Source organism: Nocardioides astragali (genome assembly GCF_024436375.1).
GTDB classification, from domain to species: Bacteria; Actinomycetota; Actinomycetes; order Propionibacteriales; family Nocardioidaceae; genus Nocardioides; species Nocardioides astragali.
The window spans coordinates 68,864-83,733 of sequence record NZ_JAFMZM010000001.1 but is presented as its reverse complement, the minus strand read 5'-3'; the positions used below and the strand labels follow the sequence as shown (position 1 = coordinate 83,733).

Below are 14,870 nucleotides of genomic sequence, written 5' to 3'. Positions count from 1 at the left end.
CGGTCTTCCGGTCAGGGCACCAGGTAGTCGCTGTCGCGTGCGTCCGTCAGGGCCATGTGGCCGGGTGCGTGCCCGATCGCGAAGGCTGGCCGCGACTGCATCACCGCCGCCTGGGGCGTCACGCCGCAGGCCCAGAAGACGGGGACCTCGCCGGACCGGATCTCCACCGGGTCGCCGAAGTCGGGCGAACCGAGGTCCCGGATGCCGAGCGCGGCGGGGTCGCCGACGTGGACGGGAGCGCCGTGCACGGCGGGATACCGCGAGGACACGCGCACGGCAGTGGCGACCTGAGCGCTGGGCACGGGTCGCATCGAGACCACCAGCGGACCGGACAACCGCCCTGCTCCCCGGCAGGCGACGCTGGTGCGGTACATCGGCACGTTGCGGCCGAGCTCGATGTGACGCACGGGGACCCCTGCCTCGAGCAATGGCGCCTCGAACGTGAAGCTGCAACCGATCAGGAAGCTGACGAGGTCGTCGCGCCACAGGTCGGTGGCGTCGTCCACCTCGGCCACCATCTCGCCGTGCTCGTAGACGCGGTAGGCGCCGAGGTCGGAGCGCAGGTCGCCCGAGAAGAGCGGGGTGCTCACCTCCCCGGGCTCGGAGACGTCCAGGACCGGGCAGGCCTTCGGGTTGCGCTGGGCGAACAGCAGGAAGTCGTAGGCGAGGTCGCGCGGCACTGCGAGCAGGTTGGCCTGGGTCCACCCCGAGCACCAGCCGGAGGTCGGGACCCGCAGGCCCGCGCGGAACCGGGCACGGGCCTGCGCGGGAGTGAGTCTGCTGGGGTGAGGGGTGTCGAGATCGTCAGTGGGCACGGAGGCTTCCTTCAAGTCTGTTGGCGTGGGTGAAGCGCAGCACCTGTCCGGGTCGGGCCTGAGAGGCAAGACCGATGTCGTCGGCGACCACCGTGGCGATGACCGGGTAGCCGCCGGTGACCGGGTGGTCGGCCAGGAACAGGGTCGGCTGGCCGGACGGTGGCACCTGAAGCGCGCCGCAGACCATGCCCTCACTGGACAGCTCGCCGTCACGGGCGCGCTCGAGGGCAGGCCCCGCGAGCCGCATGCCGACCCGGTTGCTCTCGGCGGTGACCTCATAGGACTCCGACAGGAGGGCCCGCCGAGCGGCCGGGGTGAACCAGTCGTCCCGCGGGCCGAGCACCACACGGAGGCGGACCTCGCCGGGCTCCGGACGTCGCACGGTCGCAAGGTCGACGCCCGGCATCGACGCCTCCGGCGCTCCGACCTGGACCTGGTCACCGGGGGCGAGGGGCGCGGGACCCAGCCCAGCGAGCGTGTCGGTGGCCCTCGACCCGAGAACGGGCGGCACGTCGATGCCCCCGCGCACGGCGAGGTAGCTGCGCAGCCCGCACGGAGGGGCATCCAGGCGCAGCGTCGCGCCGTCGGGCAGCCACACAGGCCCGTACGGCGCCACCTGTCGCCCATCCACGACCATCGCGCACGGCGCGCCGGCGAGCGCGACGTACATCCCCCCGTGCCCGCGCACCTCGAGGCCGCCGAACGTGACCTCGAGACCGGCGTGCCCCTCGGGGTTGCCGACGAGGCGGTTGGCCAACCTGAGCGCGTCGGCGTCGGCCGCCCCCGACTGACCGACGCCGAGCGCCGCGAGGCCGGGACGGCCGAGGTCCTGGACCGTGGTGAGCGGGCCGGTGGCGACCACGCCGAGGACCCTCCCGGTGAGCGGCTCGGGCCCTCCCCGAGCGGGCACGGGCGCCATCAGGACTCCACGAAGCGCACCCGGACGCCGGGCTGCAGCAGCGCCGGTGGGTCGCGGTCGATGTCCCAGGCCTGCGCAGTGGTGTGCCCGATGAGCTGCCAGCCACCGGGAGACTCACGCGGGTACACCCCGGTGAACTCGCCCGCGAGCGCGACGGCACCGGCTGGCACCTTCGTACGGGGTGTGGCGCGACGGGGAACGTGCAGCCGGTCCTCGGTGCCGACGAGGTAGCCGAAGCCGGGCGCGAAGCCGCAGAAGGCTACCGTCCACTCCTGGCCGGTGTGCGCCTCGACGACCCCCCGTTCGCCCAGCCCGGTGAGCCGGCCCACCTCGACGAGGTCCTCACCGTCATAGGTCACCGGGACCTCGAGGTGGCCCGCGTCCGGGCGGGCGCCTGGGCGGGGTCTGACGGACCGAACCGCCCGCTCGACCTCGCGCACGTCCGTCCGGTCGGGGTCCAGGCGCAGCAGCAGGGTGCGGGCTGCCGGGACCAGGTCGACCACACCCTGCGGAGGCGCGTCCACGAGCTCGGCGTACAGCGCCAGGACCTCGTCGAGGTCGGCGAGCTCGACGAGGAGGCCCGTGTCGGCGTAGGGAAGCACTCTCATCGCGAAGGACCGCCGAGGAAGGGGGCCACCGTCACGCCGGCACGCTCGAGACGACCACGCACGGCGCGCGCCATCGCCACTGCCCCGGGGCTGTCGCCGTGCACGCAGAGGGAGGCGGCGCGCACCGGCACGACCGACCCGTCGACGGCCGTCACCTCACCACGCGTCACCAGGCTCACGCATCGCTCGGCGACCTCGTCGGGGTCGTGCAGCACGGCATCGGGCTCACGCCGGGAGACCAGGGTCCCCTCAGGCGTGTAGGCACGGTCGGCGAACGCCTCCGGCACGACGGCGAGGCCCGCCTCCTCGGCCAGCCGCAGCCACACCGACCCGGGCATCCCCATGACCGGCAACGACGGGTCGTAGCTTCGTACGGCCTCGACGACGGCGGCCGCCTGCGCCTCGTGATGCACGATCGCGTTGTAGAGGGCGCCGTGGGGCTTGACGTAGCGGACCTGTGTGCCGGCAACGCGCGCGAACGCGTCGAGGGCGCCGATCTGGTAGAGCACGTCGTTGGTCAGGTCGCTGGGCTCGACGTCGATGAACCGCCGCCCGAACCCCGCGAGGTCGCGGTAGCCGACCTGGGCGCCGATGACCACCCCTCGCTCCGCGGCGCGCTCGCACGTGTGTCGCAGGACCGTCGGGTCACCGGCATGGAACCCGCAGGCGACGTTGGCGCTGGTGACGAGGTCGAGCAGGGCGTCGTCGTCGCCCAGGGTCCACTGCCCGAAGCTCTCACCGAGGTCGGCGTTGAGGTCGATGACCGCCATCGTCGTCATCCTCAGCTTCGCGCCCATAGGTCGCTGATGCCGCCCAGCGAGTTCCAGCCGAGGTAGACCGTGAGCAGCCACACCACCACGCCGATCACCAGCAGCCACCTGGGGTAGCGGTAGCCGCCGAGCAGATCGGGCCCGCGCCGGGCGGCCACCCACAGGATGATCGCGAGGCCCACCGGCAGGATCAGCCCGTTGAGCGCGCCGGCGAGGACCAGCAGGTCCGCTGGCGCCTTGCCGAGGACCAGGAACGCGACCGTGCAGAAGGCGATGAAGGCGACCACCGCGAGGTTGCGCCGCCGCGAGGAGTCCTTCAGCAGGCCGCTGAGGAACGAGACCGAGGTGTAGGAGGCCCCGATGACGGACGTGATGCTGGCGGCCCACAGGATCACACCGAACACGCGCACCCCGACCTCGCCGAGGGCGTGCTCGAAGGCCGACGCCGGCGGGTTGTCCGCGGCGAGCACCGCGCCTCCCGAGACCACCCCGAGCACCGCGAGGAACAGCAGGGCTCGCATCACGCCAGTGACGAGGATGCCGGTCACGCTCCCGCGGCTGATCAGCTGGACGTGCTCGGGACCCGTGATCCCGGAGTCCACCAGGCGGTGCGCGCCCGCGTAGGTGATGTAGCCGCCGACCGTGCCGCCGATCAGCGTCGTGATGATCAGGAAGCTGACCTGGTCCGGCACCACGCTCTGGCGCAGGGCGTCGCCGACCGGAGGGTCGGACACGACCGCCGTGTAGAGGACCATCCCGATCATCAGCACGCCGAGCACCACCACGATGCGGTCCATCGCCACCCCCGCCCGGCGACTCAGGAAGACGGCGATGGCGATGACGGCCGAGATCGCTCCGCCGAGCTTGACGTCCATCCCGAACATCGCGTTCATGCCGAGGGCAGTGCCGCCGATGTTGCCGATGTTGAACACCAGGCCACCGAGCACGACGAGGGCGGCAAGGGCGTATCCCGCGCCGGGGAGAACCCTGTTGGCCAGGTCCTGGGCGCGCATGCCCGAGACGCCGATCACGCGCCACACGTTCAGCTGGACCGCGATGTCCACCAGGATCGAGACGACGATCGCGAACGCGAACGCCGCTCCCAGCTGGTCGGTGAAGACCGTGGTCTGGGTGATGAACCCGGGGCCGATCGCGCTTGTCGCCATGAGGAACATGGCGCCCACCAGTGCCCCCCGGCCGGCGCGGGTGGCGGTCCGGGTCGGGTGGTCTGCCGTCTTCTGGTCATCCATCACGTGGTCCTTGTCGGGTGTCGAGTGAGCCGGGTCACACCAGAATGGAGGATTGTTGAACAATCCGTCAATACCCTGACCCCTCTAGACTCGAGAGCATGCCGACGACGAGCGACTGGGTGCAGGCGCTCGGCGCGGAGCGCGCCGCCCTGGGCCGGGCCAGCACGGCCGGGCGGGTCGCCGACGTGCTCCGGGCCCACATCACCGAGGGCCGGCTGCTGCCCGGGACCCGACTCTCGGAGGAGGACCTCGGCACGGCCCTCGGGGTCTCCCGCAACACCTTGCGCGAGGCGTTCCGGCTGCTGACCCACGAAGGGCTCCTGATCCACGAGTTCAACCGGGGCGTCTTCGTACGTCGGCTCAGCGTCGACGACGTACGTGACCTCTACCGGTTCCGCCGGGTCCTGGAGTGCGGGGCCATCCGCCAGGTGCGCGAGTCGGGGACGGCGCCGAGGGGGCTCGAGGCCGTACGCAGAGCCGTCGAGGAGGGCGAGGCCGCGGCCCGAGAGAGGCGGTGGGTCGATGTCGGGTCGGCCAACATGCACTTCCACCAGGGCTTGGCCGCGCTCGCGGGGAGCCCGCGCATCGAGCAGGCCATGCGCCACGTGCTCGCCGAGCTGCGGTTGGTCTTCCACGTGATGGCCGCGCCGGAGACGTTCCACGAGCCCTACCTGGCTGACAACCGTCGCATCCTCCAGCTCCTGGAGGACGGTGACTTCGAGTCAGCCGAACGCTCGCTCGCGATCTATCTCGACGACGCCGAGGCGCAGCTCACTTCCGCCTACGCCGGCTCGTGATCGCCGATGATCCGGGTCGGCATCTCCGGCTGGCGCTACCCCCGGTGGCGCGGCGTCTTCTACCCGAGCGGGCTGCCCCAGCGTCGTGAGCTGGAGCATGCGTCCCGATGTCTGACGTCGGTCGAGGTCAACGGATCGTTCTACTCGTTGCAACGTCCCTCGAGCTGGCGGTCGTGGGCCGAGCAGGTGCCCGACGACTTCCTCTTCGCCGTGAAGGGCCCCCGCTACCTCACCCACATGAAGAAGCTGGTGGACGTCGAGGCGCCGCTGGGGACCTTCCTCGCCTCCGGTGTGCTGTCGCTGGGTCACCGGCTCGGACCGGTCCTCTGGCAGCTGCCGCCCAACCTCGGCTTCCACCCCGACCGGCTGGCAGCGTTCTTCGACCTGCTGCCACGTCGTACGTCTGACGCCGCGCTGTACGCCGACGCGCACCACGACGAGACCAAGCTCAAGGAAGGGCCCGACACGACCTCGCCCGCCGACCTGCCGATCCGTCACGTGCTCGAGGTCCGCCACAAGTCGTTCCGCACGGCGGAGTTCTGCGAGCTGCTGCGGGCGCACGACATCGGCATGGTGGTCGCCGACTCCGCCGGCACGTGGCCCATGTTCGACGAGGTGACCAGCGACCTCGTCTACGTGCGGCTGCACGGCGACGAGGAGCTCTACGCCAGCGGCTACAGCGACGAGGCCCTGGACCGGTGGGCCGAGAAGGTCAGGGGGTGGGACGCGGACGGGCTCGACGTCCTCGTCTACTTCGACAACGACGCCCGGGTGCACGCCCCCTTCGACGCGATCGCCCTGCAGGATCGGCTGGGCATCACGCCGACGTCAGACCCGCCGACGTGACGCTTGTGTGCGTGACAGACCCGCCGACTTGATGCTTGTGCACCTTGCGCGCGTGCACATGCGCCAGCTCGGCACTCCCCGCGCGTGCACAAGCGTCAGCCCGACACGTGCCGCAGGTGCACAAGCGTCAGCTCGGCACCTGCCGCGTGTGCACACGCGTCACGTCACCGCTGGCGCCGGCGGGCAGCCACCACGATCAGCGCGACGCCGAGACCGGCCACCAGCGGACCGAGGATCGCCCACGTGCTCTCGCCGGTCATCGCGCTGCCCGTGAGGTAGCCCAACCCCTGGGCCGTCCAGACCGCGCCCATCAGCACCATGACCGCGCCGAGAGCGACGAACAGCGGCCGCATCAGCTCAGCTCCCGCTTGAGGATCTTCCCGGTCGCGGTCATCGGCAGCGCGTCGACGAACTCGACGATGCGCGGATACTTGTGCCCCGCCATCTGCTCCTTGCCCCACGCGACCAGCTCGTCCTCGGTGACCGTGGCGCCGTCCTTGCGGATGACCACGGCCTTGACCTCCTCGCCGTGGCTCTCGTGGGGTACGCCGATGACCGCCGCGAGGGAGACGTCGGGATGGGTCAGCAGGACCTCCTCGATCTCGCGCGGATAGACGTTGTAGCCGCCGCGGATGATCATGTCCTTGGACCGGTCGACGATGTAGTACCAGCCGTCGCCGTCCTTGCGGCCGAGGTCGCCGGAGCGGAACCACCCGTCGACGATGGCCTCTGCCGTGGCGTCGGGCCGCCCGTAGTAGCCCTTCATGATGTTGGGTCCCTTGATCGCGATCTCGCCGATGACGTCCTCGCCCTCCTCGAGGTCCTCGCGGACGCCGGGCTCGGGGTTGATCAGCTTCATCTCCACCCCTGGGATCGGCTTGCCGATGGACCCCACGCGCGCCGGCTCGCCCCACACCGAGAAGCTCGCCACCGGGGAGGTCTCGGAGAGGCCGTAGCCCTCGAGGATCGTCACGCCGAATCGGCGCTCGAACTCCTTGTGCACCTCGACCGGCAGCGCCGACCCGCCCGCCACGGCGACCCGCATCCGCCCGGCGAGCTTGTCCACGTCGACGCCGGACCCGTCGAGCGCGCCGAGCAGCCCCCAGTACATCGTCGGCACGCCGGCGAAGAAGGTCACGCCCTCCTTGTCCATCAGCGCCAGCGCCGCCTCGGCCTCGAACCGCGGCAGCAGCACGACGGTGCCACCGAAGGCGAAGCCGGCGTTCATGATCACGGTCTGCCCGAAGGAGTGGAACAGCGGCAGCACGCACAGGAGCGTGTCGGGGTTGTCGGCGTCCACCCCGAACAGCGCGTTACTCACCAGCGCGTTGGAGACCATGTTGCGGTGCATCAGCTCGGCACCCTTGGGCTGTCCGGTGGTGCCCGAGGTGTAGAGGATGACCGCGGTGTCGTCGCCGTCGACCTCGCGCGTCTCGAAGATCGGCGCGTGGCCGATCAGCGCCTGGCCGAGCGTCTGCGCGCCCTCGATCGGCGGCCTCGCGCCCGGGTCGGCCGTGATCACGAAGAAGTGCTCGCACCCCTCGGTCTGCTCGAAGCCCGCGTGGCCCTCGGCACCGATCGGCAGGTCGGCAGTCCCCTGGAAGCAGAAGTACGCCTTCGCGTCCGAGTCGTCGAGGTGGTAGGCCACCTCGCGCGCCTTGAGCAGGACGTTGAGGGGGACGACGGTCGCGCCAGCCTTGAGGATGCCGTAGTAGACGATCGGGAAGTAGGGCAGGTTGGGGCAGCTGAGCGCCACCTTGTCCCCCGGCTCGATCCCACGCGAGACCAGCAGGTTGGCCACCTGGTTGGCCGCGGCGTTGACCTGCGTGTAGGTCAGCCTGCTCTCGCCGAGCACGACCGCCGTACGGTCCGGATAGGCATCGGCGGAGCCTTCGAGGAGCGAGGAGAGGTTCGGCATGCCGCCAACCTACTCAGCGGTCGGGGCCCGGGTCACCCGTCTCCCGCCAGGATGCGGCCGGCCCGGCGCAGGTCCGCGGCGACGGCCTGCGACGCCAACAGCCTCGCGGACACGGCCGCCGCGGCCCAGGGCCCACGACCACTGACCTCTCCCTCGGCACGCACCCGGCACCCACCGACGACATCGGTGAAGTGGAGGGCGAGCGTCGCGCTGACCCCGCGCCAGCGCCCCTGCTCCGCCCACAGCCTGAACGGCGTGAGCTCGGTCGTCGCCAGATGGGGCCGAAGGCCGACCGTGGTGGTCTCGCGCCACGTCTGTCCCAGGTGCGGCTCCTCGTCGGCTGGGACGTCGACCGAGCGGAGGGAGGACTGCCACTCGGGCCGGTTGCGGGGATCGCAGAGGTAGCGGAAGGCGACCTCTGCCGAGACCGGCAGCTCGACGGTCGCAGAGATCCGGCGCGAGCTCAGAACGCCTCCCCCGTGAGCCGCTCGTAGGCCTCGACGTAGCGGGCACGGGTGCGCTCGATGATGGCCGCGGGCAGCGACGGCGGCGCCTCGCCCGACGTACGGTCCCAGCCGGACTCGGCCGAGGTCAGCCAGTTGCGAATGACGTCCTTGTCGTACGACGGCTGCGCGCGGCCCGGCTGCCACTGGTCCGCCGGCCAGAAGCGCGAGGAGTCGGGCGTGAGCACCTCGTCGCCGAGGACGCTCGTGCCGTCGGGCCGCCTGCCGAACTCCAGCTTGGTGTCGGCGAGGATGATGCCGCGCTCGTGGGCCAGGGCGTGAGCCTTGCCGTAGACCTCCATGGTGAGCATCCGCAGCTCCGCGGCCGCGTCGTCGCCGACCGCTTCGACCACGGCCTCGTAGTCGACGTTCTCGTCGTGGTCGCCGAGGTCGGCCTTGGTCGCCGGGGTGAAGATCGGCTCGGGCAGCCGGCTCCCGTCCTGCAGTCCGGCCGGCAGCGGGATGCCGCAGACCTCGCCGGTGGCGACGTACTCCCTCAGGCCCGAGCCGGTGAGGTAGCCGCGGGCGACGCACTCGACCGGGAACATCTCGAGGCGCTCGCAGACCACCGCCCGGCCGGCCACGGTCGCCGGCACGTCGGTGGACACCACGTGGTTGTCGACGAGGCCGGAGAGCTGCTCGAACCACCACAGCGACATCCGCGTCAGGATCTCGCCCTTGTCCGGGATCGGTGAGTCCAGGACGAAGTCGTAGGCCGAGATGCGGTCGCTGGCGACCATCAGCAACCGGCCCTCGTGCTCACCGGTGTCGATGCGGTAGAGGTCGCGCACCTTGCCGGAGTGGAGGTGGGTGGTGCCCTCGATCGCTGGGGCTGCGGGGATGTTCAGGTCGGCCACGCGAGGAGCCTAGTCGTGCTCACCGGTGGAGCCACCACGCCATGCGCCGCGTCGTCCACGGCAGGAAGACGTACGTCATCAGCGGCGTCATCACCGACGTCACCAGCACCACGCGCGGCACGAGCGGCCAGCCGGAGATCGTGCGCGAGGCCACGAAGTTGGCGAGCAGGCTCAGCGGCAGGAAGACCATGAAGATCACGAGCATCTGCTTCCACCGCGGCGGCGGCACCGGGGCAGCGCTCAGCGACTCCACCGAGGCCGGCTCGTCGAACCAGCCCTCGATGCCCGTACGCCGCTCGCGGCGCTTCTCCTCGACATCGCCCTGCGCGGCTTCGAGCCACCACTCGCGCTGCGGGGACGCCTCCCACGTCGCGAGGGAGTCGGTGTCCGCGAAGCGGTAGAGCATGTGCCAGTCGGGCGAGTCCTCGCTGGGCCGGACCCACCCGGAGCCCAGGAAGCCGTCGAACTTCTCCGCCAGCGACGTGCCGGCCTGCACCCAGGCGAGCATCTCGCTGGTGCGGGACGGGTCGACGTGGCGGGTCACGGACACGGTGACGGGGGCGGTCATGGGGCCCAGTGTCGGGCGTGACGGCACGGCAGGCGAAGCCGAGGGCGACGAGATCCCGGCCACGTCTGGCTGGTGCCGGCTAAGACACCCGGTCGACCGAAGATAAGGCGTTCTCCCGATCCGCCACTGGGCTCCTCAGCACCAACCTCGGAGATGTCCGCACCACCCACCGAGGAGCCCACCATGTACACCAGCTACTCCATCGAGAAGATCGCCGGCAGCAACCACCGAGAAGCCATCGCGGCTGCCGAGCAACGCCGCCTCGCGCGCGCGTTCCGCAGCACACCTCCCGCCGAGGCCCAGCAGCAGTCGCCCGCGACCCGCCCCATCCGGATCCCCCGCCAGCGCCGCTGGTTCGGCGTCGCCGTTCCCGGACAGTGACGAGGGCGTGCTCGAGCCCGTCGCGCCCGCAGCCGCGGCGTGCCACGATCCTGTCGTGGCACCCGCACGGCTCATCGGCAGGGACGATGACGTCGCGATCCTCCGCGACGCGATCGTGAGCGCCCGGGCCGAGGAGCCCCGCTGCCTGCTGGTCACCGGCGAGGCAGGGATCGGCAAGAGCAGGCTCGTCCGCGAGGCGCTGACCGGCATGGACGACACGCTGGTCGTCACCGGCCATGGGGCCGACATGTCGACCGGCGAGATCCCGTTCGGTGTCCTCGCCGACACCTTGCGTGACCTCCTCCACCGCCGCGGGGCCGACGCCCTGACAGCAGCCGAGCGGACGGCGCTCGCGCCGCTGCTGCCCGGCTCGGTGCCGTCGGGCCACGTCGAGCGCGTTCAGGTCCTCTCGGCGTTCGTCGACCTCCTGCAGCGCCTGTGTGCCGAGCAGCTGGTCGTCTGGGTGGTCGAGGACCTCCACTGGGCCGACTCGGCCACCCGCGACCTGGTCAACCTCGCGGTGCGCACGCTGCGAGGACGGCTGCTCGTCGTGGCGACCGTGCGCACGGACGACCCGGAACGGACCGCCGCGGACGAGGTGGCGCTGACGTCGTACGTCGCCGGGCTGGCGCGGCTGCCGAGGACGACGGTCGTGCCGCTCACCCGACTCACCCCCGAGGAGGTCCGGGCCCAGCTGCTCGAGCTGGTGGGGTCGGGCCTCTCGCCAGCCGTCGCGACAAGGATCGAGCAGCTGAGTGACGGCGTGCCCTTCGTGGTGGAGGAGCTGGCTGCGGCGCGAGGCAGACCCGAGGTCGCGACTGCCTCGAACGTCGCTGCCGGTCGCCTCGCGCGGCTCTTCCCCGAGGCGCGCCGCCTCGTCGAAGCGGCTGCCGTGGGCGAGGGGCACCTCCGCATCGGACTCCTCGAGCAGGTGGTCGACGCCACCTCCGACGAGCTCGACGTCGCGCTCGCCGAAGCGGTCAGGTCGGGCATCCTCGTCACCGACAACACGGCGGACGCGGTCGCGTTCCGCCACGCCTTGCTCCGCGAGGCGGCGGACAGGGAGCTCGGCCCCGGCGCGCGGAGGTCCTGGCACCGCCGGTGGGCGGAGGTGCTGGAGGCCAGCCCGGGCCTCCTCGCGTCGGACCCGGCCGCGCTCGCCATCGCAGAGCACTGGCACCACGCACGTGACGTACGCCGGTCGGTCGAGGCGGCTCTTGCGGCCCAGCCGGCGGCGGAACGCATCGCATCCGTCACCCAACAGGCCCAGCTGTTCTGCCGGGTGCTCGAGGGGTGGTCCCGCATCGACGATCCTGAGTCCCTGACCGGGTGGACGCTGCGACGGGTGGTGGCCGATGCGGTCGCCGTCGCCGGCCCCGGCGCACTCGCCGACGGCTATGCGCTGCTCGACGCGGTCCCGCTCCACCTGCTCGCGGAGCACGAACGCGCGGCGGTGCAGCTCTTCCGAGCGCTCTGGGGCGAGGCGAAGGGTGAGTTCGACCGGCGGTTCCGCGATCAGGCCGCCCACGTCTTCGACCTCTACGACTGGTTCTCAGGTCCACGCGACCTGTTCACGGTGCACGTGCTGCTGTGCGCAACGCGCCTGCGGCGCGACGACCCTCGCGCGCAACAGGCTCTGGAGCTCGGCACGGTGATCACCGGCGAGCTCGCCACGACCGACGGGGGGCTGCGGGCCCGGGCGCGTGTGATCGAGGCCAAGTCCCACTCGCGACAGTTCGAAAGCCCGGCAGCTGCTGCGGACTTCCTCGAGCACGAGCTGGCCTGCCTGCCCGACAGGTCCGACAACTACGTGCTGCTCCTCGACGGCAATCTGGTGTGGTGCCGCGCCGTGTGCGGCGAGCATCGGAGCGCCCAGCAGGTGGGCGCGCAGGCGCTGGCCCGGTTGAAGCACCCGCAGCTCAGCCTCGGGGTGTGGGAGCACCTGGTCGAGAACCACACCTTCAGCCTGACCTGCACCGGGGACTGGACGGGGGCCCGCGCGCTGCTGGAGGAGTCGGCGCCGTGGTGGGAGGACGACCTGCGGAGCAGCAACGTCCGGCTCGACCTCCTGGACATCCGGCAGCGGGGCGCGGTCGACGCGGAGAAGTGGCGTGCGCACATCGGCGGGGACATCCCCGGCGGCGCAGCCCAGGTCTTGGTGCGGCACGTGGTGGCAGCGGCCGGCGAGGGTGACCCGGCAGGCGCCCGGGAGACCTATCGCGGCGTCTGGACCGACCGGGAGCTGCGCAGGCTGGATGACTACGTGTGGCTCATGGTGGTCGATGCTGCCCGGATGGAGGCCGACGCGGCAGTGGGGGCCGGCGTGCTGGACGACTGGGACGACGCCCGCGCGCACCTCGACACGATCGACGTGGTTGCCGGGGACTTCCACCGCCACGGCGCGCTCGGAGAGGTGTGGCCGCTCGACCTGGCCGCCCAGCTCGACCGGTTCCACGGCCGGGACGCGCGGGCGAACCTGGAGGCCGCGCTGGCGGGTTGGGAGCGGATCGGCCACGTCCCCGACGCGGCTGTCACCCACCTGTCGCTGGCGGAGGCGCACGCCCTCCACGGCGACCGCGAGTCGGCTCGGCGCCACCTGTCGACCGGCCGGGAGATCGCGACCCGCCTCGACGCCCTGCCCATGCTGAAGAGGGCCGACGCGCTGGCCGAGCGCTGGGCGCTGGCCTCTCGCGAGCGGCGTACGTCCGACGTCCTCACCGGCCGTGAGGCCGAAGTGCTGGCGCTGCTCGCGGAGGGCCGCACCAACGCCGAGATCGCGGACACGTTGTTCATGTCACCCAAGACCGCTAGCGTCCACGTCTCCCACATCATCGCCAAGCTCGGAGCCGCGAACCGCACCGAGGCTGCCGCGACGGCCCGCAGGCACGGGCTGCTTCCCTAGCCGATCTCGAACGACGTCGCACCCGAGGCCGTGTCCTCGCGCACCGCCACGTTGCTGACCTTCGCCAGCGACGGCCCCTGGCGGCACCACTCGACGAGCGAGTCCACGGCCTGGTCGTCGCCCTCCGCGTGCAGCAGGACCGAGCCGTCGGGCTCGTTGCGCACCCACCCGGACACTCCGAGGCTGCGCGCCTGCTCCTGGGCGTACCAACGGAACGAGACGCCCTGGACGCGCCCGGTCACGCGGGCCTGGATCGCCTTCACGAGTCCATCATTACCCGGCGGCGGCACTGCGACTGACGGGTCAGAGGATTGCCCCGGGGACGTACGCCGCTGCGTCGGGGTGGCGGGCAGCGAGGTCCTCGATCCGGGCGACGACCGCACGGGTCTGGGACACGGCGGCTCCGGTGAACTCGATCGGGTCGGCGACGAGCGCGTCGATCTGGTCGCGCGTCAGCCCCAGCCGCTCGTCGGCGGCGAGCTTGGCGAACACGTCGTTGTCGCCCTGGCCGGCCCGCATGGCCAGCGCGGTGCCGACGGCTGCCTCCTTGATCGCCTCGTGGGCCGCCTCGCGGCCCACCCCGTTGCGGACCGCCGTCATCAGCACCTTGGTCGTGGTGAGGAACGGGAGGTAGCGGTCGAGCTCGCGCTGGATGACCGCCGGGAAGGCACCGAACTCGTCGAGCACGGTGAGGAAGGTCTGGAAGAGCCCGTCGGTCGCGAAGAACGCGTCGGGCAGTGCGACGCGGCGCACGACCGAGCAGGAGACGTCACCCTCGTTCCACTGGTCGCCCGCCAGCTCGCTGACCATCGAGAGGTGGCCCCGGATGATCACGGCCAGGCCGTTGACCCGCTCGCACGAGCGGGTGTTCATCTTGTGGGGCATCGCCGAGGAGCCGACCTGCCCTTCCTTGAAGCCCTCGGTCACGAGCTCGTGACCGGCCATCAGCCGGACCGTGGTGGCGAGGTTGGAGGGTCCGCTGACCAGCTGCACCAGGGCCGCGACCACGTCGAAGTCGAGGGAGCGCGGGTAGACCTGGCCGACGCTGGCCAGCACCTGGTCGAAGCCGAGGTGGGAGGCCACCCGCCGCTCGAGGTCATCGAGCTTGTCGGAATCGCCGTCGAGGAGGTCGAGCATGTCCTGGGCGGTGCCCATCGGGCCCTTGATGCCGCGCAGGGGATAGCGGGCGAGCAGCTCCTCGATGCGTTGCACCGCGATGAGCATCTCGTCGGCGACCGTCGCGAAGCGCTTGCCGAGGGTGGTCGCCTGGGCCGCGACGTTGTGGGACCGGCCGGCCATCACGGTGAGCTCGTGCTCGGCGGCCAGTCGGCCGAGGCGGACCAGCGCCGCGACGGCGCGGTCGCGCACCACCTCGAGCGAGCGGCGTACCTGCAGCTGCTCGACGTTCTCGGTGAGGTCCCGCGAGGTCATGCCCTTGTGGATGTGCTCGTGGCCGGCGAGGGAGGAGAACTCCTCGATGCGGGCCTTCACGTCGTGGCGGGTGATCCGCTCGCGCGCGGCGATCGAGTCGAGGTCGACCTTGTCGATGACGGACTCGTAGGCCTCGACGACGCCCTCGGGCACGTCGATGCCGAGGTCGCGCTGGGCCTTCAGCACCGCGACCCACAGCTGCCGCTCGAGGACGATCTTGTGCTCGGGAGACCAGATCTCGGCGAGGTCGGCACCGGCGTAGCGGGTGGCCAGGACGTTGGGGACGCTCACGACCCCCATCCTCC

At 71.5% G+C, this 14,870-nt stretch carries 16 protein-coding genes; 4 read left to right on the top strand and 12 right to left on the bottom strand.

Features of this window, described 5'->3' with window-relative positions:
• Nucleotides 1-11: 11 nt before the first annotated feature.
• The 5 genes from J3P44_RS00410 to J3P44_RS00390 are packed head-to-tail and all read right to left on the bottom strand — an operon-like array spanning nt 12 to nt 4,362.
• Nucleotides 12-815, bottom strand: coding sequence for a putative hydro-lyase (locus tag J3P44_RS00410; RefSeq protein WP_255888256.1), 804 nt, complete (start codon nt 813-815; stop codon nt 12-14).
• Nucleotides 805-1,734 (bottom strand): 5-oxoprolinase subunit C family protein, encoded by a 930-nt coding sequence (locus J3P44_RS00405; RefSeq protein WP_255888255.1) that lies wholly within the window; start codon nt 1,732-1,734, stop codon nt 805-807. Before J3P44_RS00405 ends, J3P44_RS00410 begins: the two co-directional genes overlap by 11 nt.
• Nucleotides 1,734-2,342, bottom strand: coding sequence for a 5-oxoprolinase subunit PxpB (pxpB, locus tag J3P44_RS00400; RefSeq protein WP_255888254.1), 609 nt, complete (start codon nt 2,340-2,342; stop codon nt 1,734-1,736). The genes J3P44_RS00405 and pxpB overlap by 1 nt, the downstream gene beginning before the upstream one ends.
• The gene (locus J3P44_RS00395; RefSeq protein ID WP_255888253.1) at nt 2,339-3,112 is read right to left on the bottom strand and encodes a LamB/YcsF family protein; all 774 of its coding nucleotides are present in this window, start codon (nt 3,110-3,112) and stop codon (nt 2,339-2,341) included. Before J3P44_RS00395 ends, pxpB begins: the two co-directional genes overlap by 4 nt.
• Before the next feature lie 11 nt (nt 3,113-3,123).
• Nucleotides 3,124-4,362 carry an NRAMP family divalent metal transporter gene (locus J3P44_RS00390; protein ID WP_255888252.1) on the bottom strand — a complete coding sequence of 413 codons (1,239 nt, stop codon included), beginning with the start codon at nt 4,360-4,362 and terminating at the stop codon, nt 3,124-3,126.
• A gap of 98 nt (nt 4,363-4,460) precedes the next feature.
• Here J3P44_RS00390 and J3P44_RS00385 point away from each other — a divergent pair, with 98 nt between their 5' ends.
• Together J3P44_RS00385 and J3P44_RS00380 are read left to right on the top strand one after the other, a co-directional pair.
• Nucleotides 4,461-5,159 (top strand): GntR family transcriptional regulator, encoded by a 699-nt coding sequence (locus tag J3P44_RS00385; RefSeq protein WP_255888251.1) that lies wholly within the window; start codon nt 4,461-4,463, stop codon nt 5,157-5,159.
• 6 nt (nt 5,160-5,165) lie between these two features.
• Nucleotides 5,166-6,005 (top strand): DUF72 domain-containing protein, encoded by an 840-nt coding sequence (locus tag J3P44_RS00380; RefSeq protein WP_255888250.1) that lies wholly within the window; start codon nt 5,166-5,168, stop codon nt 6,003-6,005.
• Nucleotides 6,006-6,169: 164 nt separating this feature from the next.
• On the opposite strand, the gene J3P44_RS00375 is transcribed toward J3P44_RS00380, so the two are convergent.
• Genes J3P44_RS00375 through J3P44_RS00360 form a run of 5 tightly spaced genes read right to left on the bottom strand, consistent with a single transcriptional unit; the run spans nt 6,170 to nt 9,851 of the window.
• Complete coding sequence (locus J3P44_RS00375; RefSeq protein ID WP_255888249.1) at nt 6,170-6,358, bottom strand: hypothetical protein; 189 nt, start codon at nt 6,356-6,358, stop codon at nt 6,170-6,172.
• On the bottom strand, nt 6,358-7,923 hold the full coding sequence (locus tag J3P44_RS00370) for a long-chain-fatty-acid--CoA ligase (protein WP_255888248.1): 1,566 nt from the start codon (nt 7,921-7,923) through the stop codon (nt 6,358-6,360). The genes J3P44_RS00375 and J3P44_RS00370 overlap by 1 nt, the downstream gene beginning before the upstream one ends.
• Nucleotides 7,924-7,955: 32 nt before the next feature.
• Nucleotides 7,956-8,375, bottom strand: coding sequence for an SRPBCC family protein (locus J3P44_RS25710; protein ID WP_372496479.1), 420 nt, complete (start codon nt 8,373-8,375; stop codon nt 7,956-7,958).
• An 11-nt stretch (nt 8,376-8,386) separates the two neighbouring features.
• Complete coding sequence (locus J3P44_RS00365; RefSeq protein WP_255888247.1) at nt 8,387-9,283, bottom strand: phosphoribosylaminoimidazolesuccinocarboxamide synthase; 897 nt, start codon at nt 9,281-9,283, stop codon at nt 8,387-8,389.
• A 19-nt stretch (nt 9,284-9,302) separates the two neighbouring features.
• The gene (locus J3P44_RS00360; RefSeq protein WP_255888246.1) at nt 9,303-9,851 is read right to left on the bottom strand and encodes an antibiotic biosynthesis monooxygenase; all 549 of its coding nucleotides are present in this window, start codon (nt 9,849-9,851) and stop codon (nt 9,303-9,305) included.
• 183 nt (nt 9,852-10,034) lie between these two features.
• Between J3P44_RS00360 and J3P44_RS00355 the strand changes: the two genes are divergently transcribed.
• Both J3P44_RS00355 and J3P44_RS25320 read left to right on the top strand, forming a co-directional pair.
• Nucleotides 10,035-10,232: a hypothetical protein gene (locus tag J3P44_RS00355; RefSeq protein ID WP_255888245.1), complete on the top strand. Its 198-nt coding sequence runs from the start codon at nt 10,035-10,037 to the stop codon at nt 10,230-10,232.
• Between the two features lie 55 nt (nt 10,233-10,287).
• Entirely contained in the window at nt 10,288-13,134 is a 2,847-nt protein-coding gene (locus J3P44_RS25320; RefSeq protein WP_255888244.1) for a helix-turn-helix transcriptional regulator, read from the top strand.
• Here the strand turns inward: J3P44_RS25320 and J3P44_RS00345 are convergent.
• Both J3P44_RS00345 and purB read right to left on the bottom strand, forming a co-directional pair.
• Nucleotides 13,131-13,397, bottom strand: coding sequence for an acylphosphatase (locus J3P44_RS00345; protein WP_255888243.1), 267 nt, complete (start codon nt 13,395-13,397; stop codon nt 13,131-13,133). The two genes, J3P44_RS25320 and J3P44_RS00345, sit on opposite strands and share 4 nt — an antisense overlap.
• 40 nt (nt 13,398-13,437) lie before the next feature.
• Nucleotides 13,438-14,865 carry an adenylosuccinate lyase gene (purB, locus tag J3P44_RS00340; RefSeq protein ID WP_255888242.1) on the bottom strand — a complete coding sequence of 476 codons (1,428 nt, stop codon included), beginning with the start codon at nt 14,863-14,865 and terminating at the stop codon, nt 13,438-13,440.
• Nucleotides 14,866-14,870 lie beyond the last annotated feature (5 nt).

Excerpts from the sequence above, each read along its gene's own strand:
- J3P44_RS00405 (WP_255888255.1), bottom strand. The coding sequence starts at position 1,734 with ATGGCGCCCGTGCCCGCTCGGGGAGGGCCCGAGCCGCTCACCGGGAGG.
- pxpB (WP_255888254.1), bottom strand. The coding sequence starts at position 2,342 with ATGAGAGTGCTTCCCTACGCCGACACGGGCCTCCTCGTCGAGCTCGCC.
- J3P44_RS00395 (WP_255888253.1), bottom strand. The coding sequence starts at position 3,112 with ATGGCGGTCATCGACCTCAACGCCGACCTCGGTGAGAGCTTCGGGCAG.
- J3P44_RS00390 (WP_255888252.1), bottom strand. The coding sequence starts at position 4,362 with ATGGATGACCAGAAGACGGCAGACCACCCGACCCGGACCGCCACCCGC.
- J3P44_RS00385 (WP_255888251.1), top strand. The coding sequence starts at position 4,461 with ATGCCGACGACGAGCGACTGGGTGCAGGCGCTCGGCGCGGAGCGCGCC.
- J3P44_RS00380 (WP_255888250.1), top strand. The coding sequence starts at position 5,166 with ATGATCCGGGTCGGCATCTCCGGCTGGCGCTACCCCCGGTGGCGCGGC.
- J3P44_RS00375 (WP_255888249.1), bottom strand. The coding sequence starts at position 6,358 with ATGCGGCCGCTGTTCGTCGCTCTCGGCGCGGTCATGGTGCTGATGGGC.
- J3P44_RS00370 (WP_255888248.1), bottom strand. The coding sequence starts at position 7,923 with ATGCCGAACCTCTCCTCGCTCCTCGAAGGCTCCGCCGATGCCTATCCG.
- J3P44_RS00360 (WP_255888246.1), bottom strand. The coding sequence starts at position 9,851 with ATGACCGCCCCCGTCACCGTGTCCGTGACCCGCCACGTCGACCCGTCC.
- J3P44_RS00355 (WP_255888245.1), top strand. The coding sequence starts at position 10,035 with ATGTACACCAGCTACTCCATCGAGAAGATCGCCGGCAGCAACCACCGA.
- purB (WP_255888242.1), bottom strand. The coding sequence starts at position 14,865 with ATGGGGGTCGTGAGCGTCCCCAACGTCCTGGCCACCCGCTACGCCGGT.